At 53.4% G+C, this 20,673-nt stretch carries 18 protein-coding genes and 1 tRNA gene; 10 read left to right on the forward strand and 9 right to left on the reverse strand.

The window, feature by feature from the left end:
• The first annotated feature begins 6 nt into the window (after nt 1-6).
• On the forward strand, nt 7-807 hold the full coding sequence (murI, locus tag B5F75_RS01260) for a glutamate racemase (RefSeq protein WP_087286727.1): 801 nt from the start codon (nt 7-9) through the stop codon (nt 805-807).
• Entirely contained in the window at nt 804-1,496 is a 693-nt protein-coding gene (locus B5F75_RS01265; protein WP_087286730.1) for a purine nucleoside phosphorylase YfiH/LACC1 family protein, read from the forward strand. Before murI ends, B5F75_RS01265 begins: the two co-directional genes overlap by 4 nt.
• Before the next feature lie 31 nt (nt 1,497-1,527).
• Here the strand turns inward: B5F75_RS01265 and B5F75_RS01270 are convergent, their stop codons facing one another.
• On the reverse strand, nt 1,528-2,832 hold the full coding sequence (locus B5F75_RS01270; protein ID WP_087286733.1) for a cation:proton antiporter domain-containing protein: 1,305 nt from the start codon (nt 2,830-2,832) through the stop codon (nt 1,528-1,530).
• A 60-nt stretch (nt 2,833-2,892) separates the two neighbouring features.
• Between B5F75_RS01270 and B5F75_RS01275 the strand changes: the two genes are divergently transcribed.
• Nucleotides 2,893-3,822 carry a GGDEF domain-containing response regulator gene (locus tag B5F75_RS01275; RefSeq protein WP_158093736.1) on the forward strand — a complete coding sequence of 310 codons (930 nt, stop codon included), beginning with the start codon at nt 2,893-2,895 and terminating at the stop codon, nt 3,820-3,822.
• A gap of 47 nt (nt 3,823-3,869) precedes the next feature.
• Here the strand turns inward: B5F75_RS01275 and B5F75_RS07645 are convergent, their stop codons facing one another.
• The 3 genes from B5F75_RS07645 to B5F75_RS01290 form a co-directional block, all read right to left on the reverse strand.
• Nucleotides 3,870-4,424: a type IV pilin protein gene (locus B5F75_RS07645; protein ID WP_087286739.1), complete on the reverse strand. Its 555-nt coding sequence runs from the start codon at nt 4,422-4,424 to the stop codon at nt 3,870-3,872.
• Between the two features lie 644 nt (nt 4,425-5,068).
• Nucleotides 5,069-5,431 (reverse strand): fluoride efflux transporter CrcB, encoded by a 363-nt coding sequence (gene crcB / locus B5F75_RS01285; protein WP_087286742.1) that lies wholly within the window; start codon nt 5,429-5,431, stop codon nt 5,069-5,071.
• A gap of 92 nt (nt 5,432-5,523) precedes the next feature.
• Nucleotides 5,524-7,071 carry a phosphoglucomutase gene (locus tag B5F75_RS01290; protein ID WP_087286745.1) on the reverse strand — a complete coding sequence of 516 codons (1,548 nt, stop codon included), beginning with the start codon at nt 7,069-7,071 and terminating at the stop codon, nt 5,524-5,526.
• A 114-nt stretch (nt 7,072-7,185) separates the two neighbouring features.
• Here B5F75_RS01290 and B5F75_RS01295 point away from each other — a divergent pair, with 114 nt between their 5' ends.
• The 3 genes from B5F75_RS01295 (at nt 7,186) to B5F75_RS01305 (ending at nt 8,952) form a co-directional block, all read left to right on the forward strand.
• Nucleotides 7,186-7,884 (forward strand): porin family protein, encoded by a 699-nt coding sequence (locus B5F75_RS01295; protein WP_087286748.1) that lies wholly within the window; start codon nt 7,186-7,188, stop codon nt 7,882-7,884.
• Nucleotides 7,885-7,890: 6 nt separating this feature from the next.
• Nucleotides 7,891-8,790: a UDP-N-acetylmuramate dehydrogenase gene (gene murB / locus B5F75_RS01300; RefSeq protein ID WP_087286751.1), complete on the forward strand. Its 900-nt coding sequence runs from the start codon at nt 7,891-7,893 to the stop codon at nt 8,788-8,790.
• Nucleotides 8,791-8,874: 84 nt separating this feature from the next.
• Nucleotides 8,875-8,952, forward strand: a tRNA-Asp gene (locus B5F75_RS01305).
• 114 nt (nt 8,953-9,066) lie between these two features.
• Here B5F75_RS01305 and B5F75_RS01310 read toward each other — a convergent pair.
• Nucleotides 9,067-9,555, reverse strand: coding sequence for a deoxycytidylate deaminase (locus B5F75_RS01310; RefSeq protein ID WP_087286754.1), 489 nt, complete (start codon nt 9,553-9,555; stop codon nt 9,067-9,069).
• A gap of 175 nt (nt 9,556-9,730) precedes the next feature.
• Here B5F75_RS01310 and B5F75_RS01315 point away from each other — a divergent pair, with 175 nt between their 5' ends.
• Nucleotides 9,731-11,044, forward strand: a complete 1,314-nt coding sequence (locus tag B5F75_RS01315) for a BamA/TamA family outer membrane protein (RefSeq protein WP_087286757.1) — start codon at nt 9,731-9,733, stop codon at nt 11,042-11,044.
• On the opposite strand, the gene B5F75_RS01320 is transcribed toward B5F75_RS01315, so the two are convergent.
• Nucleotides 11,041-12,264: a protein-glutamine glutaminase family protein gene (locus B5F75_RS01320; RefSeq protein WP_143351218.1), complete on the reverse strand. Its 1,224-nt coding sequence runs from the start codon at nt 12,262-12,264 to the stop codon at nt 11,041-11,043. The genes B5F75_RS01315 and B5F75_RS01320 overlap by 4 nt on opposite strands.
• Before the next feature lie 136 nt (nt 12,265-12,400).
• Here B5F75_RS01320 and B5F75_RS01325 point away from each other — a divergent pair, with 136 nt between their 5' ends.
• Nucleotides 12,401-14,764 carry a sodium-translocating pyrophosphatase gene (locus tag B5F75_RS01325; RefSeq protein ID WP_087286763.1) on the forward strand — a complete coding sequence of 788 codons (2,364 nt, stop codon included), beginning with the start codon at nt 12,401-12,403 and terminating at the stop codon, nt 14,762-14,764.
• Between the two features lie 229 nt (nt 14,765-14,993).
• Here B5F75_RS01325 and B5F75_RS07445 read toward each other — a convergent pair whose 3' ends face one another.
• Complete coding sequence (locus B5F75_RS07445; protein WP_087286766.1) at nt 14,994-15,365, reverse strand: type IV pilin protein; 372 nt, start codon at nt 15,363-15,365, stop codon at nt 14,994-14,996.
• Between the two features lie 100 nt (nt 15,366-15,465).
• On the reverse strand, nt 15,466-15,861 hold the full coding sequence (locus tag B5F75_RS01335) for a DUF4156 domain-containing protein (protein WP_087286768.1): 396 nt from the start codon (nt 15,859-15,861) through the stop codon (nt 15,466-15,468).
• Between the two features lie 65 nt (nt 15,862-15,926).
• Here B5F75_RS01335 and B5F75_RS01340 point away from each other — a divergent pair, with 65 nt between their 5' ends.
• Nucleotides 15,927-16,778 carry a hypothetical protein gene (locus tag B5F75_RS01340; protein WP_087286771.1) on the forward strand — a complete coding sequence of 284 codons (852 nt, stop codon included), beginning with the start codon at nt 15,927-15,929 and terminating at the stop codon, nt 16,776-16,778.
• Nucleotides 16,779-16,842: 64 nt separating this feature from the next.
• Here the strand turns inward: B5F75_RS01340 and B5F75_RS01345 are convergent, their stop codons facing one another.
• Nucleotides 16,843-18,891 (reverse strand): M3 family metallopeptidase, encoded by a 2,049-nt coding sequence (locus tag B5F75_RS01345; RefSeq protein ID WP_087286774.1) that lies wholly within the window; start codon nt 18,889-18,891, stop codon nt 16,843-16,845.
• An 81-nt stretch (nt 18,892-18,972) separates the two neighbouring features.
• Between B5F75_RS01345 and ispH the strand changes: the two genes are divergently transcribed.
• Nucleotides 18,973-20,664, forward strand: a complete 1,692-nt coding sequence (gene ispH / locus B5F75_RS01350; RefSeq protein ID WP_087286777.1) for a 4-hydroxy-3-methylbut-2-enyl diphosphate reductase — start codon at nt 18,973-18,975, stop codon at nt 20,662-20,664.
• The last annotated feature ends 9 nt before the right edge of the window (nt 20,665-20,673 follow it).

Below are 20,673 nucleotides of genomic sequence, written 5' to 3' on the forward strand. Positions count from 1 at the left end.
AGGATTATGAAAAAACAACCCATCGGCGTGTTTGATTCGGGCCTGGGCGGGCTGACCATTTTAAACGCCCTGCACCGCGAACTGCCGCATGAAGATTTGATTTATTTCGGCGATACCGCCAACGTGCCCTACGGCTCCAAATCCAAAGCCGCGGTAACTAAATTTTCCTTGGCGATTGCCCGTTTTTTGGAAAGTTTGGGAGTCAAGCTGATTGTTGTGGCCTGCAATACCGCCTCGGCCCAAGCGCTGGCGGAACTGCGGCGGCGCATTTCCGTACCGGTCATGGGCGTCATTGAACCCGGCGCCGAAAGAGCCGCCCAAACCTCCCGCAACGGGCGCATTGCCGTATTGGGGACGGAAGGCACCGTAAAAAGCAACGCCTACCCTAAAGCCATTTTAAAGCGCAGCCCCCAAGCGCGTATCATTCAACAGGCCTGCCCGCTGTTTGTGCCGCTGGTGGAAGAAAACTGGGGCAAAAAACCCGCGGCCGAACTGATTGCGCGGGAATACATGGCCCGCGTGCAAAAAAGCGGGGCAGACACCGTGATTTTAGGCTGCACCCATTACCCCATATTAAAACCGGTGCTTCGCAAAATTTTGGGCAAACACGTAACGCTTGTAGACTCGGCCGATACGCTGGCCCAGGCCGCCCGCGCGTTTTTAACGGCCCGCGGCCAAGCCGCCGCACAAGGCAAAGGGTGCGTGCGCCTCTACGCCAGCGACGACCCGGCCCGTTTTAAACGCCTGGCCGGCTATTTGCTGCCGGGCAAAATAGGAGCCGTACGGCTTAAAAAACTGGATTTATGAATATATATGCAGACAATCGGATGCTTTCTTTAGGGCTGGTGGGCGGCACGGTCTCGCGCCATGCCGGCAATATGCGCACGGCGGACGCGCAGGCGGCCGTATACCAGCAATTAAATATACCGGCCAAGCAAATTTTGCACTTTCATCAAACCCACAGCGACCGCATCATCCGCATCGCTTCCGATGCGGACGCGTTGGCCTTTCAAAACCAGCCCGAACAAGAAGCCGATGCGTGGCTTTTTTCCTGCGGGGGCTGGGGCGCGGCCATTTTAACGGCGGACTGCGTGCCGCTGTTTTTATGGGACGAAACCGCTTCCGTCTTTGCCCTGGCGCACTGCGGCTGGCGCGGGGTGGTGGGGCAGCTGCCCTACAAAACCGCCCGAGCAATGAAGGACGCCGGCGCCCAAGGCACTCTTTACGGCTGGCTGGGGCCGCATATTCAAAGCTGCTGTTTTGAAGTGCAGCAAGACGTGGCTGCCCAGTTCTCGGCCCAGAGCGTTATTCATAAGGACGGCAAAATTTTTGTCAATTTAAATACGGAAATTTTGCTCCAGCTGCAGCTGGCGGGCCTCAACGCGGCGGACGTCAAAACGCCTTACTATTGCACGTGCGGGGATAAAGAAAATTTCTTTTCCTGGCGGCGCGACCACGTAAAAGACAGTTTGCTTTCGTTTATTTACAAGCCGTAAAAAAGCCCCGGTTTAACCGGGGCTTTTCAATTTATGGTTCCGTGGGCGGATTTTCAGCCGCAGGAGCGGCCCCTTGCTCCGGCTGTGCGGGAGCAGGCGCACCCGTGCCTTGCGCGTGGCGGAAAAACATCGCTTTTCCCAGCCATTGAAGTCCGCCTTTTTCAATCCGAAAAGACATCAAATTGGAAAGCACTACGCTAAAAAAGATGACCGCATAAATCACATCTTGAATAACGGCGCCTTCCTGCGGCAGCTGCGAAGCAATCATCGCCGCCAACACCGCGCTGACCAATCCGTTGGGGCACATGGCCGTAATCACGGAACAATCCGAACGGGTAATTTTTTTAGACACGCAATAATTTACCACCGGCGCCCGGAACACCAGCTTGGCCAGCGCCAGTAACAGGCCAATAGCGAGCAAATCCATCCGCCCCAGCCGAATGCAAATGCCCATATAGACAAAAAACAGCGTTTTAAAGATAAATTCAATCTCGTCAAAAAAGTCCTTTTCCCCGCTGTTTAAAGACAGCAGCCGGCGGTAATCCAGCTTAGGCAGCCACAGCCGTTTAATAAGCCGTATGTTCCCCGCCACCACGCCAAAGGCCAGGGTGGCTATGGCGCCGTCTCCGCCGATAAGCCCGCTTACGCTGTACACCAACAGCACAAAGGCAAACGTCAGCGAAATGGCGTTTTCCAGCCGGCGCACCCGGTTTAAAATACTCATCCAAAAGAATCCCGCCGCCAGCGCAAACACTATACCGATGCCAAACGATTTGATAATCCCCGCCGCCAGCGCGCCGGCAGACACCGTCCCCCCGCGCGACGCCGCCGACAACAATGCCAACGCCAGCACAATGGAGTAGACGCCCGTCAGATTGGCTTCCAGGAAAAGAATGGTTTTGGTGGTTTTGGACACTTTCAGCTTGGCCAGCATGGGGGTAATGATGGCGGTGGAGTTATCGGCCACAATGGCGCCGATAATCAGCGCGTAAATTTGCGGAATGCCCAGCGTCCATTGGGTAATAAACGCGATTAAGGCCGTAATTAATAGAAAGCACACCGTGGTCAGCAATAACCCCTGCCCCACGGCACCGCGCAAAGACAAAATGCGAAAATCCAGCCCGCTTTTAAACAGCACCACAATAAGGGCCAGCGTGGTAAAAATCTGGCCGGCTTCCCCGAACGAGGCCGGGCTGACCACGTGCAAAATGGGCCCCATTAAAATGCCCAAAATCATCAGCGGCAGCACATCCGGCAGGCGCGTTTTTTCAAACAGGGACGAAAAAATATGTCCTAAAAACAGGAGTACCCCGATAAATAAGATGGCGTAGGTCATATAAAAATTATACGAAAAAGGGCTCTTGCGCGGGGGAAGAATATTTATTTAAATATGCTTATGGAACACAATGCAAAAATTTTATTGGCGGACGATTCCCACGCCATCCGTTTTTTAGTGTCCGAAATCCTGACCAACGCCGGCTTTACCGTTATTGAAGCCGAAGACGGGCAGGAAGCCATTGAAAAAACCTATAAAGAAAACCCCGACCTGCTGATTTTGGACTATGAAATGCCCAAAAAGACAGGTTTTGAAGTCGTGCGCGAAGTGCGAAGCCGCACCGGCTACCTGCACACGCCGATTATTATTTTCACGGCGGTAACCGAAAAATCCACCAAGCTGGAAGGCTTGGGATTGGATATTGACGACTATTTAACCAAACCCGCCGACGAAGACGAAATCGTCGCCCGCGTGAAACTGCTTTTAAAGCGCAACAAACAAAAAATGGACTGCAACCCCTTAACCCGCCTGCCGGGCAACCCCTCCATTCAAACGCGGGTGGAAGCCGAAATTGCCAGCGGCCGGCCGTTTGCGGTGCTGTATTGCGACTTAAACAATTTTAAATCGTTTAACGACAAATACGGTTTTGAAGCCGGCGACCGCGTGCTGAAAACCGAGGCGGACGTAATCGTACACGCGGCCGAGCAAGACCCTACTTCTTTTGTGGGGCATATCGGCGGAGACGATTTTATCGTGGTCTGCTCGTTTGACAAGGCCGAAGCCATCGCCCAAGAAATTACGTCCAAAACCGATGCCTTGGCCCCTACGTTTTATAACGAGGAAGACCGCAAAAACGGGTATATGGTGTCCACCAACCGCCGGGGAGAAATGGAAAAATTCAAATTCCTCTCCATCGGAATCGGCATTGTGCACAACACCAAAAAACCGCTTACTTCGTTTGCCATGGTCAGCAACATTGGCAGCGAGCTCAAATGCTTGGCCAAACAGCACGAAGGCGGCAGTTTTTACGTGTTAGACCGCCGCGCCTAAGCTTTGCCTGCAAAAAAAGCCCCGCTCTCTGGAGCGGGGCTTTTTATTTATTCTGCGATGACATTCTTAAAACCAAGCGTAGCACAAAGCTGTTTGCCCCTTTGCGTACTTTCCCGTACGCGGTAAATGCAGACTTCATCGCCTACATAATCGCCGTGATCAAACCCGATCCGAATTCTGGCCAGTTGTTTATCGGAACAAGTAATGCAGCCTACGGTGGAATCCGGACACAGAAAAACCTCTATTGCTCCGCCTACATAAGCCCCCTGCGGCATCATATTGTGTATAAAAAAATCTTTCCCGCAAATCCACTCATTTCCTCTTGCTAAGGCAGGCTCGCAGTCCTCCACATAATTCACGTCCAAATCGCGCAAATCGGCCGCATATTCCCCATTGGCAAGGTAGTAGGCTTCCTGCGCCCGTTTAATGCCATAAGCTCTTTGTATATAATCGCTCATTCTGGCCTTATCTACTACCGATTGATATTTCGGCACAGCTATCGCGGCCAAGATACCGATTATTAATACCACTACTAAGAGCTCTATAAGCGTAAATCCGGCGTTTTTACCGCCGGGGAACGATTTTTGATAAATTTTTGCCATACGCAAAATTTATCAAAAAAAACGAGTCAAGGGGCGAGCCGCCCCTCCCCACTCAATACCCGTTCATCCGATTAGTTTAGGCCACACTACTTAGGCAATGTAGCATCCTTACGAAAGGATAGCGGCTGACCGTTCCACTATATAAGGAATTTCTTTTTATGTGTCGTTGCCGTTCAGATACGCTGTTACGCTGTAAAAAGGATTTTTCCTTTTGATGTTGTTGCCGTTTATCCGCCCTTTTGTTCTGCTTATAAAAAGCCTTCCAAGACGAGTGGAAATTTTATTGTTTGAGCGCAGCGAGTTATAAAATTTCCGGCTTGGAAGTGATTTTTATAGGACACTGGGGCGGCGGTCTTTTTCGTACTTTTTCTGACGCCAGAAAAAGTACCCCCTTGCCGGGGGCAGGCATTCAATGCTCACTCATCCGACTAGGTTACGCCACACTATTTAAGCAATATAACACTCTTATACCACGACCTCTTGCCGGGGGCAGGCATTCAATGCCCACTCAACTGACTAGTTTACGCCACACCGTTAACGCAGTACCGCGCACCTTAAGCCGACATCAGCCAAAACACCTTTTTACACACCCTATAAAAGAAACGCCCCGCTCTTTGGAGCGGGGCGTTTCCGTTTCAAATCATCTACCACGCATGGTGCAGCCGAAACCCGGCCCACACCGCCGCCAAACATACCAGTACGTTCAAAAGCACATTGCACGCCGCCAGGAAAAACTCCCGGTTGTGGTACAGCGAAAGTGTATCCAAAGAAAAAGAGGAAAACGTGGTAAACCCGCCCAACAGCCCCACGACTATAAACAACCGCGCCGGGTGGGACGGATTTTCAAAATACGGGGCCAGATAGCCGATGGCCAAACTGCCCAGCACATTTACGGCCAGCGTGGCCCAATGCCCGCGCCAGGCAAACGCGGCCGCCCCCATACTTACGCCGTAGCGAAGCGCCGCACCAATAAAACCGCCTAAACCCACATAGACAAAATTCATCATATTTCTATTTTACTAAATCCGTTTGCCCACAACCCGTGCAAACAAAAAAGAAGGGGCTCCATTGGCCCCTTCTTTTATACCCATACAAACGGTTATTTTGCCAATAGTTTTTTAGCTTGCTCAATCAGCGCGTCCAAGTGTTTGGGGCTGATGAACGTTTCGGCATAGATTTTAAGGATGTTTTCCGTGCCGGAAGGCCGCACCAAAAACCACGAGCTTTGCAGATACACTTTAATGCCGTCCGTATCGCGCACGCGCGTAACCCGTTCGCCCGCCACTTGGTGCAGGTTCTCAAAATCGGCCGCTTTCAGCGCTTTGACACGTTTTTTGGTTTCCTCGTCCGTCGGCACGTCCACCCGCGTATAATACGGGGTGCCGTGTTGGGCCGTCAGCCGGTCATACAAATCGGCGATGTCGCCCTCGGTGGCCATAATTTCCATCAGCAGGCATACCGCCAAAATGCCGTCCTTTTCCGGCGTCCAGCCGCTGACGGACATGCCCGCACTTTCTTCCCCGGCCAACACATATTTGCGTTTGACGATACCTTCCACAAAGTATTTAAAGCCCACGTTTACTTCATCCAACTTCAGCCCGTGTTCTTCGGCAATGCGGTCTAAGAGCGCAGTAGTGCCCAGCGTGCGGCCGATGGAATACGCGTCGCGCACTTTGTGGTGGCGGTACAAATAATCGGCCATCACGCACAAGGCGTGGTTGGGCGGAATAAGGCCGCCTTTTTTGGTGGCACAGCCAAAGCGGTCAGCATCCGGGTCGGAGGCGCCGGCAAAATCGTAGGTGCCGTCCTGCACCAGTTTAATCAGCGGCGACATCGGATACTTGGACGACGGATCCATGCGGATTTTGCCGTCGTGGTCTATCGGAATAAAATAGAAGGTGGGATCCTGCACTTTGCTGACAATTTCCACATTCTTAAGGCCGTATTTTTCTTTAATGGCTTCGTAGAACGCCAAGCTGCTTCCGCCCAGCGGATGCACCGCAAATTTTAAAGGCGAAGCCGCAATGGCTTTAAAATCAATAACCCGTGCCAACGCCGTGATATAAGGCGTAATCAAATCCACCGTGCGCAAAAGGCCTTTCTGGCGGGCTTCTTCCAGCGGAACGGATTTGATTTCGGCCGGATTTTTCATATATTCGTTGGCGTATTTTTCAATCAAAGCGGTAAGCGAAGCGTCCGCCGGGCCGCCGTTGGACGGATTGTATTTCAGCCCCATATCCTGCGGCGGGTTGTGGCTGGCGGTGCCGTTTAACGAGGCGCTGGCGCGGCCGTTAATAATTTCAAACGAAAACACCGGCGTCGGCAGCGGCATATCGGGCAGGATAACCGTCAATCCGTTTCCGCACAGCACTTCGGCGCACAGGCGCGCGGTGTCTGCAGACATCAGCCGCGTGTCGCCCCCCACCAAAATCGGGCCGGTGATGTTTTGCTCTTTATGCAGCCGGGCTACCGCCTGCGCAATGGCGCGCGCATGCAGGGCGCAAAAGCCCGTGCCCAAGCTGCCGCGGTGGCCAGAAGTACCGAATTTTACCGGTACGGGCGTGCCGTTGGGTTCAAAAAATTGTTTCCGCAAAGAGTCTACATCTATTTTTTGTTTCGTCAGCGTTCCAGCGAGTTCACTTACCATATTGTTCTCCTGTACATACAAAAAATGTAAATCGATTTTCCGTCAGGCAGGTTGCGCATCCCCCCGTCTTTTTCTATGATATTATATATCTTACAAATTCGCAACGGAGACCTAATGAAAAAATTAATTGCCCTTTTAGTTGGTGTTTTTTGCTTGGCGGGAGCGGCCCACGCTTCCAACATTGCGGATGATTTCCGCGCGCACTATTCGGCCGCGTCCGACTTGGCCGCCTATAATAAAGATCTCAACTCCTTAATCGGCTTGGCGGATTTTCATACCGGCAAAGGAACCTCCTTCCCTGGGTTTGATATCGGCGCCTCGTTAAACGCGGTAAAAACCTCTTCCGACAACAACATTTTCTCCGACGATTATATGTATGTCGGCTTTATTACTGCAGAAACCAAAATCCCGGTGTTAAATTTGGGCGTCGTCTTGCGCGGCACCGATATGAACGGCTTTAAATCGCTGGGCGGCGGGTTAAAATACAATTTCGGATTGTTTGACACCATCCACCTTTCGCTGGCCGGATTTTATGACCGCGGCTCTACCGACTGGTACACCACCGACCACTACTCCCTCTCGGCCGTCGCCTCTATGAATGTGTTGTTCTTAACCCCGTATGTAGGCGTCGGGTACGATTACGGCAAGCTGGAAACCAAAGATTTGCTGCCCTCCCGCTCCACCTCCGACGGCGACATCCGCTATACGGCCGGCGTCAACTTAAAACCGTTCCCGTTTGTGTATGTATTTGCCGCCTATACCAAAACCGCTTCCAGCCACGGGCTGCAGGGCGGCGTGGGGCTGAACTTTTAGCACGGTATGGATTATAAACAGGAATTAAAAACTTTTTTTAAAGACAACTGCCTGCTGGACGAACCCATGGCCCGGCACACCACCTACCGCACGGGCGGAAAGGCGGAAGTATACGTCTATCCGAAAACGCGGGAAGAGTGGAGCTTTGTGTTAAAACTGGCCGAAACGGAAAACATTCCCCTGCGCATTATCGGGTTTGGCTCCAACATTTTAGTAAGCGGCAAAGGCATTGGCGGGATCGTCTGCTCCACCAAGCGGATGAACCAGGTAACCCTGGACGGGGAACATATCAAAGCCGAAGCCGGCGCGGCGCTGGATAAAGTGTGCGAAATGGCCTGCGAGGCGGGCCTGGCGGGGATGGAAAAACTTTCCGGCATTCCCGGCAGCGTGGGCGGCGCCGTGTATATGAACGCGGGCGCGTTCGGGCAGGAAACGTTTGATTGCCTGGAATACTTTGACATTATTGACCGCGAAGGCCGCCCGGCCACGCTATTAAAAGAAGAAGTCAAACACGCCTACCGCAAAGTGGAAGGCGTACAGGACTGCATCATTTTATCGGCCGGGTTTAAACTGCAGAAAGGGGAGTTTACCCAGCTGATTGAAAGCCGCAACACGGTACTGCACAAACGAATGGAAAAACAGCCGCTGGAATTTCCGTCCGCGGGCAGCGTGTTTAAACGCCCGGCCAACGACTATGCTTCGCGCCTGATTGACGATACCGGACTAAGAGGCCTTTCCGTAGGCGGGGCCAAAGTATCTGAAAAACACGCCGGGTTTATCGTCAATTTCAACCGCGCCACGCCGCAGGACATTAAAACACTGATGGATGTGGTGCGCGAAAAAGTGAAAGAAAAGCACGGAGTGGAGCTGGAACTGGAGCAAATTTTGTGGGGAGATTTTGATTAATCTCCCTATACAAAAGGCGCTTTTTAAAATTTGTTGACGCGCCCTTCAAATTAAGCTAAAATATATCTATAGTCAGAAACAAATGGAGCCGTGGTGTAGCCTGGTTAACACGCTGCCCTGTCAAGGCAGAGACCGCGAGTTCGAATCTCGTCGGCTCCGCCATTTGAAAAGAATACCCGCCGCAAGGCGGGATTTTTTTATCCTTTTTTCTCGCCCACCCACAAAAAACGGGCCCCGAAGCGGGCCCGTTTCATCCAAAACGGCGTGTCAGGCGGCTCAGTAGCCGCGCTGGCCGGAAAGGGATTCGTCGTTATCAATCCAATCCTGCACGTTAATTTCGCGGTATGCGTCGTTGGTGTCGCGCACGATCACGTTTTTAATGCCGGCGTTGATAATCATGCGTTTGCACATGGAACAACTGTTGGAGTGGCTGATATATTCCCCCGTAGACACTTCCCTGCCGGCCAGGTATAAAGTGGCCCCCAACATTTTATCGCGCGGCGCGCTGATGATGGCGTTGGCTTCGGCGTGGACGCTGCGGCACAGTTCGTAGCGTTCCCCGCGGGGGATGTTGAGCTGTTGGCGGATGCAGTAGCCCAAATCGCTGCAGTTTTTCCGCCCGCGCGGCGCACCGACATAGCCGGTGGAAATGACTTCGTCGTTCTTTACAATTACCGCCCCGTAGCGGCGGCGCAGGCAGGTGCTCCGCTGGGACACGACGTCCGCCAAGTCCAGGTAATAATTTGTTTTATCGCGTCTTGCCATAAGGCCTCCCGGCGTTTTGTTCCGTGCCCGCCCTGCGGCGCAACATACAAGCCGGCGGTTCAAAACGAAAAAGATTTTCTATATTATAAACAATCCCGCCCGCCTGCGCAACGCACGGCCGACTAACCCAAAACCTGCCGTCGGAACAAACGCGCAAAAAGATATAATTTAAAAAATGAAAAAACTGATTTTTCTGTTTTCCCTTTTCGTTTGGGCGGGCGCTCCCGTCGGCGCCCAGCCGATGCAGCAGGTGGTGGGAGAAGTGCGCGCCTCCGCCGCGCGCATGAGCGGAAAAACCCTTCAAAAACGGTTTCTGCTAAAACCGGGAGACCCTTTTACGCCCGCCTTGTTTGATAAAGCCCAAGACGACCTGCACGACCTGCGCGTATTTAAAAAATTGGAATTTTCCACCCAAGAAAAAAACGGCAAAACCGATATTTTTATCAACGCCCAAGACGGTTATTATATTTTCCCGCTGGCGTTTGCTTCCGGCGGCAAAAAGAACGCCGCCGCCCTGTCGCTGGCGGCGGGGAACCTGTTTAAACAAGGGGAAAGCACCTTCGTCTTTGCAGGCGGCAGCGACGACGGTTTTACCGCCATGGCCGGGCTAAGCCTGGGGGACGATTTTATATCGCTGGGATTTACCAAATTAAATTTTGATCAGCGTTTCTACCAAAACGGCTGGAGTAATACCTTTGGCGTGTTTTCCACTACGGATGACGAAGATGAATATCATTCCTCCCTCTTGGGCGCCCTCCATACGCGCAAAGAACAGCTGGCCCTTACTTATATGCACCGTTTTTCCCGCACCCTGCGGGCGTTTGTCCGCCCCGAATACGTGCGCTATACCTATTCCCCTCGCGCGCTGGATAACGGCTCGCACAACCAAATTACGCTGGGCCTGCGGCTGAGCGATGACGTACGCAAAGGAGTCAATATGGGGGCGCTGTCCGGCTACGGGCTGACGGATAAAAAGAAAAGCCTGCAAAATCTGCCCCGGCCCCGCACGGGATATGCGGCCAATGTGTTCTATACGGCGGGCGGCAGCTGGACGGGGAGCGATTATGAAATTTCCAAATTGGGGCTGGAAGCGGCGGGCCTGCTGGAGTTTAAAAACCGGCATATGCTGGTGGCGGAAATCCGCGCGCAGGATGCTTTTAAAGCCCCGTTTAGCGACCGCGTCCTCTCCAGCGAACTCTTAAGCGGGCTGGGCCGCTACGACCGCCAAATCCGCGGCAGCCGCGGCGCAGGCGCGGCGGTATCCTTCATCTATTATCTGCTGCGAAACGAAACGGGACTCTTGTCGCTGGCGCCTTTTTATGAACTGGCTTATGTATATGCAGGCAGCCGCTACCGCCCGCACAGCGGGGCCGGTGCGGCGCTTACCTATAAATTATGGCGCTTTCCGTTCCCGTTTGGCATCAATTACACCCGCAACCTGCAGGACGGGAGCGACACGGTAGGATTTGTGTTTGGCGGGAAATTCTAGTACTCCACCGGATACGGTTTATAAGAGCGGCCGTCTTTCCAAATTTTATTCCCCTTTACCTTATCAGGCCGCACCAGCCGTTCTTCGGTGTCCGACCAGCGTTGAAAAGGATAGGCATACAGCACTGTATGTTGCGGGCTGAAATGGGCCAGCCATTGGCTAAACGCCATGGGCCCCTCCGCCAGGAACGGATCCAACACCACCGGAATATGCCGCTTGCCGTGATTTAAAATTACCAACACCGCTTCGTGATAAAACCAATCCGGGTAGGCCTTGCCTTGCGGCGAGAAAAATTTCGTTCCGGATGCCGGGCGCAGCTGGCTTGCTTTTAAAGGCCGAAGCTGCAGCTGGTACACCTGCATAAGCCCCCAATTGCGCGAAGGCTGCGCCTGCACCTGCCGGCACACGCGGCTGCACGTTAAATAACTGCAGGCGGCGCACTCTTTGCCGGCCGGGCGGAATAAGTAGACTTTGCCCCCGTCCGTATACTGGCCGGAAAGCTTGTCCAGCGAAGAAAGGGAAGCAGCGTTTTCTTCATACAGCACTACTTTCTGGCGGATATCCGCCGCCGCCAGGCGCTGCACTTCTTGCAGCCATTTTTGATCGGCCTGCGGCAACGGTTCGTTCCAGCGCGGCGCAGCCAGCACATATCCGGCGCGGCCGTGTTCCAACGTACTGCGGGCAAGTGTTTTTAAGAAAGCTTTTTCCGTAATATCGTTGCGGGCATTTTCCGGCTGGTATACGGGCAGTGCGGCTTCTTTAAAAAATTGCACCAGCCATTTTTTAATCTCGGCTTTATTTTTTTGATAATAAGCCAACGCTTCCCGCGCATCAAAATTCGCTTCCAACCGTTCCAACCCGTTTAAAACCCCCAAGTAATTGACCGTCAGCCGGGGCGGAATTTCCCCTCCGTATACGGCCGACGAAATGTACATCTGATACAGGTAAGACGCCACCGCCCGCTGTTTATCCGCTTCGGAAAACGAATGAAAAAGCCGCTCCCAAAACCCTTCCCTTTCCGCTATTTTGACCGTCGGCAAATAAAAGCGCATCCACCGCAGGCGGTTCATGGCCGCGCGGCCGGGTTCCCCCGCCGCCGGCTGCAAGCGGCGAACGAGCTTTTTCAAACAGCCTTCCTGTACTGGCGGCGCTCCGTAGGCAAACGCGCAACAGCCCGCCAGCAAGACGGCTCCCCATAAAATGGAAAGGTAACGTTTCATATTAAAAGTATAAAAAAGATATAAAAAAGCGACAAGGGACAAAAGACCCTTTTCCCGGGGGCCAAAAGACCTATCCGCGGTGGAATTTTATTATAATATAGGGGACGTTTTACCTCATTTTAAAAGGAGATAGCCCATGTGGTATGGAATTGCCTCCCTAAGACCCTTTGAGCAATATGCGTTGTTTGGCGTATTGTTTATCGCGGTGTTAGGGCTTTTGTATGCGTTGTTCCTGCGCAAGCAGGTCATTCGCGAAGATGCCGGCACCCCCGAAATGCAAAAAGTATGGGGCGCCATCCGGGAAGGCGCTAACGCCTACCTGAAAAGACAGCTCAAAACCATCCTGCCGCTGATCGGCCTGTTGACGGTCTGCCTGTTCTTGTCCGTCTACATTGTGCCGGTTTCGCAGGATTCCATGGAACGCTTTGCGGGCCTTTCCGCCGGCACGGTCAAACTGATTGCCGCGTTCGGCCGGGCGGGCGCGTTTGTACTGGGGGCGGTGTTTTCGCTCTTGGTGGGCCAGCTGGGAATGCGTATTGCCGTAGACGCCAACGTACGCGTTGCGGCGGCGTCCAAACGCAGCTTTGGAGACGCGCTTCGCATTGCGTACCGGGCGGGCACCGTAACCGGGATGCTGACCGACGGCTTAGGCCTGTTGGGCGGAACGGTAATCTTTGTCATTTTTGGCATCGCCGCGCCGGACGCCTTGCTGGGGTTTGGTTTTGGCGGCACGCTGTTGGCCCTGTTTATGCGCGTGGGCGGCGGGATTTACACCAAAGCCGCTGACGTGGGGGCCGACCTCGTAGGCAAAGTGGAAGCCGGCATTCCCGAAGACGACCCGCGCAACCCGGCCGTAGTGGCCGACTTGGTGGGCGACAACGTGGGCGACTGCGCCGGTATGGCGGCCGATATTTTTGAATCCTACGAAGTAACCATCGTCTCCGGATTGATTTTGGGCATCGGCTTGTGGAGAATTACCGGGCACCACGAATGGATCGTCTATCCGCTCTTGGTGCGCGGCATCGGCGTATTATGCTCCATTATCGGCACCTATGCGGTAAAAGATTCCAAACGCACCGCCGGCAACGCCATGAAAGCCATTTTTAAAGGCTACAGCATTTCCGCCACGATTTCCGTGGTGATTTTTGGCGTGTTGGCCTACTATTATATGAGCGCCGTCCCCGGCGGCTGGTGGAGACCGTTTGCCGCCACCACCATCGGTATTTTGCTGGCGATTATCATTGACCGCCTGACCGAATACTTTACGGGAACGGAAAACAAACCCGTGCAGGAAATCAAAAAATCCACGGCTACGGGCTCGGCCACCACAATCCTTTCCGGGATTGCGGTCGGGTTTGAGTCGGCCGTTTGGACGACCTTGGTTATTGCGGCGTCCATCTTCTGCTCCGTCGTCATTTTCGGTACGATTGACGGGCTGACGCCGTCCGAAAAATTCAACTTCATCCTCTACGGTGTAGCCATGACGGGTATCGGCATGCTCACGCTTACGGGCAACAATGTGGCCATGGACTCCTTCGGCCCCATTGCAGACAATGCCAACGGCATTGGCGAAATGGCCTGGCACGGGCAGGATGACGCCGAAACCAAAAAAGCCCGCCAAATTATGGCGGACTTGGACGGCGTGGGCAACACCACCAAAGCCATTACCAAAGGCGTAGCCATCGGATCGGCCGTGATTGCGGCCGTGTCGCTGTTTGCTTCGTATATGGTGGACGTAAGCAACGTGCAGCGCCTGCTAAATGACGCTTGGGCCGCCGCGGGCGAAGCCAAAGTACTGACGCTTTTGTCGCAGGTGGGGATTGTAGTGTCCAACCCGGTGGTGTTTGTCGGCATGCTTATCGGTGCCGCGTTGCCGTGGCTGTTCTCGTCGTTTGCGATTAACGCCGTCAGCCGCGCCGCCGCGCTTATCGTGCAGGAAGTGCGCCGCCAGTTTAAAGGAGGCGTTTTGGAAGGAACCGCCAAGCCCGATTATACGCGCGCGGTAAACATTTCCACTATCGCCGCCCAGAAAGAGCTCATCATCTTGGCGCTGCTAGGCATTGTGTCCCCCGTCGTGGTGGGGCTTGCCTTTGGCGTGGAAGCCTTAGGCGGATTTTTGGCGGGGATTATCGTGTCCGGCCAGCTCTTGGCGGTGTTTATGTCCAACGCCGGTGGCGCATGGGATAACGCCAAAAAAGTGGTGGAAGACGAACCGACCGACATTGCCGCCAACACCGGCAAAGGCTCCGAACGCCACAAAGCCAGCGTGGTGGGCGATACTGTGGGCGACCCGTTGAAAGATACGGCCGGCCCGGCGGTCAACCCGCTGATTAAAGTGGTCAATATGGTGGCGGTCATCGTAGCGCCGATTATCGTCAATTACCACAACGACTTTACCCCCTTGGGCAAAATCGGGTGGGTGATCGTCATCTTCCTGCTGGCGGTATTAAGCTGGGCGATTTTAACCAGCAAAAAGCCGGCGCAGGACTTAAATAAATAAGTTTAACCGTAAACAAAAATCCCGCTCGTCAGCGAGCGGGATTTTTTAGTTGTAAAAAGCGCGGCTTACTTTTACCAATTCTGCACATTTCCTTGCGCCCATTCCGTACATAATTTTTTCTGATGTTCAGTAGCTTGCCGGTACAAAAAACACTTGCGGCGGCCGGTTTGGTCAATGGCCAAGGAATATACTTTTTCTCCCGACGTATCCTGCTCATTTAGGCGGCGGCTCACCAAAGCGATATATCCCGCCGCCCCCACGCAGAGGCAGAAAAGATGAAATGCTTTCCGACATTAGCCTCCAGTAGATTCCCATACTTTCCGCTCCCGGCGTAAGCAAAATCCAAAGCATTGATGTCTCTGCTGTATTGTCCATTGGCCATATAATAAACCCGGTTGGCTTTTGCAATTTCTTCCACGGCCATAACCCCTTCACTTAGGCGCGATTCTTCTACCGCTTTTGTATATTCGGGAAGGGCTACTGCCGCCAAAATGCCGATAATCAGCACCACCACCAACAGCTCAATGAGCGTAAACCCGCTGTTGTGGCCTTGTGCGGCGTGAATGTCTGCCGGTATGTTATGCAAATGGATTAGATGCATACGCAAAATGTATCAAAAAAAGAGACGGATACAAGCTTTAACATTTTAAAACAAAAAACCGCCCTTTTTAACGGGGCGGTTTATTGGGCGGTAAAAGGCTTTAATTCGGGCACTGATACACCAGCGCCCCGTAACGCACGTTATTAATGTAAAACGGCTGAAAGTAATCGGTATCCATATCCGGGTTTTGCCAGCTTTGGGTGCGCACCCACACGGTATTGCCCCCCATTTGTTTTGCGCTGGACACCAGCCCTTGGCGGATGGTATTGTTTAAGTGAAGCAAGGACTCCGGTATTCCGCTTACGTCCGGGTTGGTGTCGCCCATTACCGCCCCTTTAAACACGCACGCCGCCGCCGGCTGTACTTCCACCAGCGTCACGCCGTCCACATCCATTCCGTTTGCCGGCACCACCGGCCCCTGCGCCTGCTGCCATACGGCGCACCCGCTTACCCCGCACAGGGCCGCCAAAAGAATCCAAAGTTTATGTTTGTTCATATTTTCTCCCTCGCTGTGCATAAATTATAGCAAACTGCGTTTTTGTTTTTGCTATGATATGGTATATGAACATCCTGCTGATTGTTTTAATTGTTGCCGGCATCGTCGGTTTAATTGCCACCACGCGCACCCGCAGTGCGCAGATTGCCCGTATGGCCAAAACAAACGGCTGCCGGTATGAACGCGAAAAAAACTCCATTACCACCGAGCAAACCGCCGGGCGGCTGGAGTTCTTTACGCAATACTTCCACCAATACCAAAACGTATGCACCTGCACCGACGATTTTGCCTTTATCCGCGTGGCGGACGATAACATCTACCGCGACGATAACCCCAAAACCAAGCCCGTTAAGTTTACCATTTTTACGGCGGAACTTAAAAAGCGGCAATTTCCGGCTTTAAAAATTGCGCCGATTGATTCCCCTTTTGCTCCGTCCCAATATGCGCTGATGAAAACAAATATCCCGCAGATAGACAGCCGCTACCGCATCCATGCGCCCACGCCGGCGGCGGCGTTGGTGCTGACGCCTTTTATCATCGGCCTTTTAAAAACGCGCGCCAACATCTATATGGAGCTTAACGACAACGCCCTTGTGTATCACGAAAATGCCCAAATGCCGCTTGCTGAGTTTCAGCAATTTCGTTTCCGCGCCATTCAGATTTTGCACGAATTTGAAAATGTCATCGTCCGGCTGGACGAGGCCAACCCGTCCACCACTGCCACGCTGGTGCCAAAAGCGCAGGACGAAGCCGAACTGCGCGCCGAAGCCATGATGAAGGCCCTGTGCACCGTGCACAACCCTTCCTCTTCCAAAGCAAGCGGCTGGCGGGGCATTTGGATTGTGGCGTTATTGGCCGTTTTGCTGGGGATGTCGCTCCTTTCGTGGGTGGTGCTTTCCAACTGGCTGCCCCGCTAAACAACATTTAAAAAATCCGCGTTCATTCTTTTGAACGCGGATTTTTTATGCCGAAACAACTTATCTATTTTTCTACTCCCAAACTTTTCAAAAACGCCTCGTCGTTATACGGCCGGCCCAAAAACGTTTCCACCATTTCGTTTTCGTCGTACACCGTTCCGGGCGTATAGATATATTGGCGCAGGCGGGCCCCCAGCTCTTCGTTAAAAATACCCTGCTTTTGAAACTCGCCGAAAATATCCTGCGCAATCACCAGCGACCACGCATACACGTAATACCCCACGTCATACGGATCCGTTAAGGACATAATATGCCCAAAACTGGCCTGCGGGTAGGTGCCCTTGGTCATGGGAACGCCGGTAATGTCTTGCATCATTTGGGCGTAGAGGCGGGTGCTGTCCACGCGCTTTTGGGCGGCGTGGGCGGCCAAGTCAAACTGGCCCAAAAAGTTCTGGCGCAGGAAGGCGGTAGCCTCGCCAGCGTGTTTGGATTTAATCAGCGCGTCAATCATTTCCTTGGGCATCGGCTCGCCCGTTTGGTAATGGGCCGAAATCCGCGCCAACACTTCGGGCTGCCAAGCCCAGTTTTCAAGCAGTTGGGAGTGGGTTTCAATATAATCCCACGCGACGTTGTCCCCCGTCAGCGTGGCGTATTTGGAAGTGGCCATAGACATTTGCAGCACATGCCCGAATTCGTGGAATAAAGTTTCCACCTCGCTGTGCTCCAGCAGGGGCGGCACCCCGTTCCCGGCGGGCGTAAAATTGGCCGCAATCACCACCGAAGGCGTTTGGTACGACCCGTCGGGCAGTTCAAACCGGTCTACAAAGCTCCACGTGGCGGCGTGGGTATATTTGCCGTCGCGCGGGTACAAATCCAGGTAAAAATTGGAAATCAGTTCTCCGGTTTTGGCGTCTTTAATTTGGTAGACGAGAACGTCCGGATGCCACACGGGCAAATCCGCTTTTTCAAACGTAACGCCAAACAGGTGTCCAAAAATTTCAAACATTCCCTCCCGCACGCGGTCTGCCGGCAGGTATTCTTTTATTTTATCGTTGTCCACCCGGTAGTATTTTTTCTTATATTCGTTGCTCCAATAGGGCAGTTCCCAGGCGGTCATTTCGCGGGCTTTTTGACCGGTAATTTCTTCTTTTAATTTCAGGTAGTCCTGCATTTCTTTTTGCGCCAGCGGAGTGACTTCTTTTTGTAAATTTTTCAGGAACTTTTCCAGCGTTTTATAGTTTTTGGCCATACGCACCGGAAGCACGTAATCGGGATACTGCGCATAGCCCAGCAAAGCCGCCTGCTTGCGGCGCAGTTCCAAGGTGTCTTCCAACAGCCGTACGTTTTCTTCTCCGCCGCGGCGGGCGAATTTTTCCTGCAGGGCTTTGCGCGCTTTTTCGCTTTTGGCAGAGGCCATAAACGGATTATAATCCGGATATTTAAGCGTAACGATATACTTCCCCTCCGGCGTGCGCGCCAGGCGGTTTATAAACGTGTCGCCCAAGCCTTCCAGCTCCTCGCGGGAAACAACAAGTTCATCCTGATAATTGTTTAAATTGACGTTATACTGCGTGATTTTTTGCAGCCGCTCGTTGTTTAAACGTGCATATTCGGCGGCGGCCTCGTCGGACAAAGCCATCCCAGCCCGTTCGTAGCGCTCCAGCCACTTAGACAACAGGCGTGCTTCTTCGTGGGCCAGCGCCGGCTTTTTGTCGGCGTACTCTTTTAAGGCTTTATACACATCCTTTCGGGCAAACACGGCCGCTTTGGTTTGGCTGCCTTTGGCTTCCAACCGGGCCGCGGCGGCGCGGACGTCCGCATTTTCGTGGAAATACGCCAACAGCGACAGATTTTTCGGCACAAACCAGTACGACGTATACGCGTTTTCCAGCGCCAGCACCGTATTTTCAAAATCCCGGTCTTGGGCGGGAATGCGCACCAAAAAATTTAAATTGACATCCAGCTCTTTGGCGGCACGGGCCTCCAGAGAGGAAATTTCCTGCGGCGTATAGTCAAAGCGGAGATGCCCGTTTTTAAACATATCGCCATACGCGCCGGCAAACGCGGCGCACGGCAGCGCAAGCGCCGCCACACTCATCATCATTTTATGCATAGTTAAATTATAGAAAAAACCGCGCCCCGCCTGCCCGCGCCCCGCCGCCCAACGAACGTGTGAATTTCCTATAATATAGATATGGAAAAAGAACAGGACGTTACCGTTGCCAAAAGCGCCGGTTTTTGCCCCGGCGTCAAACGCGCGATAGACAAAGTGTTGGAACTGGAAGCCGCCGGCAAAAAGCCGGTCTATACCATTGGCCCGCTGATTCACAACAAACAGGTGACCGATATGCTGGCCGCCAAGCAAATTACCTCCATTGACCGGCCGCAGCAAGCCGCCGACAAATCGGGCGTATTGGTCATCCGCGCGCACGGCATTACGCCGCAGTTTCAGCAAGAAATAGAGTCCTGCTCTATGGAAGTGGTAGACGCCACCTGCCCGCTGGTTAAACACGCACAAAACATCATTGCCAAATTTGCCCAACAAGGCTACCACACCGTCATCGTGGGTGACGGCGGCCACGCCGAGGTCATCGGGCTGTTGGGGTATACGCAGGGAAAAGGCGTGGTCGTTTCCGGCCCGGAAGAAGCCGCCCGCCTGCCGCATTTTGACAAGGTAAACGTCGTGTCCCAAACCACCCAGCAGGAAATCGTTTTTTATCAGACGGCCGAGGAAGTAAAAAAACACGCGGACGTGTGCCAAATTTCAAACACCATCTGCCAGCCCACCAAAGACCGCCAAAAAGAAACCATCGAACTGGCCAAAAGCGCCGATTTAGTAATTGTCGTAGGCGGGCGCCACAGCGCCAATACGGCCCGCCTGGCTACGCTGTGCAAACAGCTGGCCCCGGCGGTTCTGCACGTAGAAACCGAAGACGAGCTGGAACCCTTGCCGGTACAGCGCGCCCGCAAAATTTTTATTACGGCCGGTGCCTCTACGCCCAACTGGGTGATTGACCGCGTGGCCGCCCGCGTGCGCGAACTGCGAAAACCAAACGCTAAATCCATTTTGTCCGGCTGGCTGGAAAAAACGTGGCGCTTTTTGGTGCGAAACTGTTTCTACACCGCTTTTGCCGCGGCGGCGCTTACCTATGTGTGTATGCGGCTGGAAGGCGTTCCGACAGACGGCCGCCTGTTGACGTTTGCCGGCTTGTTTGTGTTTGCCCTCACGGCGTTTAACCGCGGGGCGGAAACGGATCCCGGCCTTAACAAAAGGTTTTTAACTGCGGCCAGTTTGGCGGCGGCGGCGGGAGCTATTCTGTGTGCGGGATTTATCGGAAAAGGAGCACTGGGGATGGGGCTGGTGTTTCTGCTGGCCGGGTTTGCCTACCCGTACCGCCATTTGCTTAAATTGCAGCTCGTTTCGCTGCCCGGCACAAAAGACATCGTCACGGCTTTGGGCTGGGCGTACGCCTGTGCTTTTCTGCCGGCGTACACCCACGGCATGGCGCTGCGAAAGGCCGCTTATTTGGCCGTGTTTTACACGGTGCTTTTGGTGTTTATGCGCTCGGTCACGCTGGGCTTTACCTCCGCCAACAAAGATTTAATTATCGGGCGGGAAAGTTTTTACAAAGCCTTCGGAATGAAAAAAACCAAATGGGCCGTTACGCTGGTGCTGGCGGCGCTGACGGCGGCGCTGGCGACGCTTCTTTCGCTTACGTGGAAGCCGGCCTTGGTGGGGATGCTTCTGATTGGGCATTTGTATACCGTTTTTATTGTAATATATTACTATAGCAAGAGCAGTACCCGCAGCGTGAAAGACGAAACCCTCATTGACGGGCAGTTTTTTGTGTTGTGGGCGGTAAGCGCGTTAGCCGCTTTCCTATAACCGGAGGGG

Origin of the sequence: Elusimicrobium sp. An273 (assembly GCF_002159705.1) — a bacterium.
GTDB classification, from domain to species: domain Bacteria; phylum Elusimicrobiota; class Elusimicrobia; order Elusimicrobiales; family Elusimicrobiaceae; genus Avelusimicrobium; species Avelusimicrobium gallicola.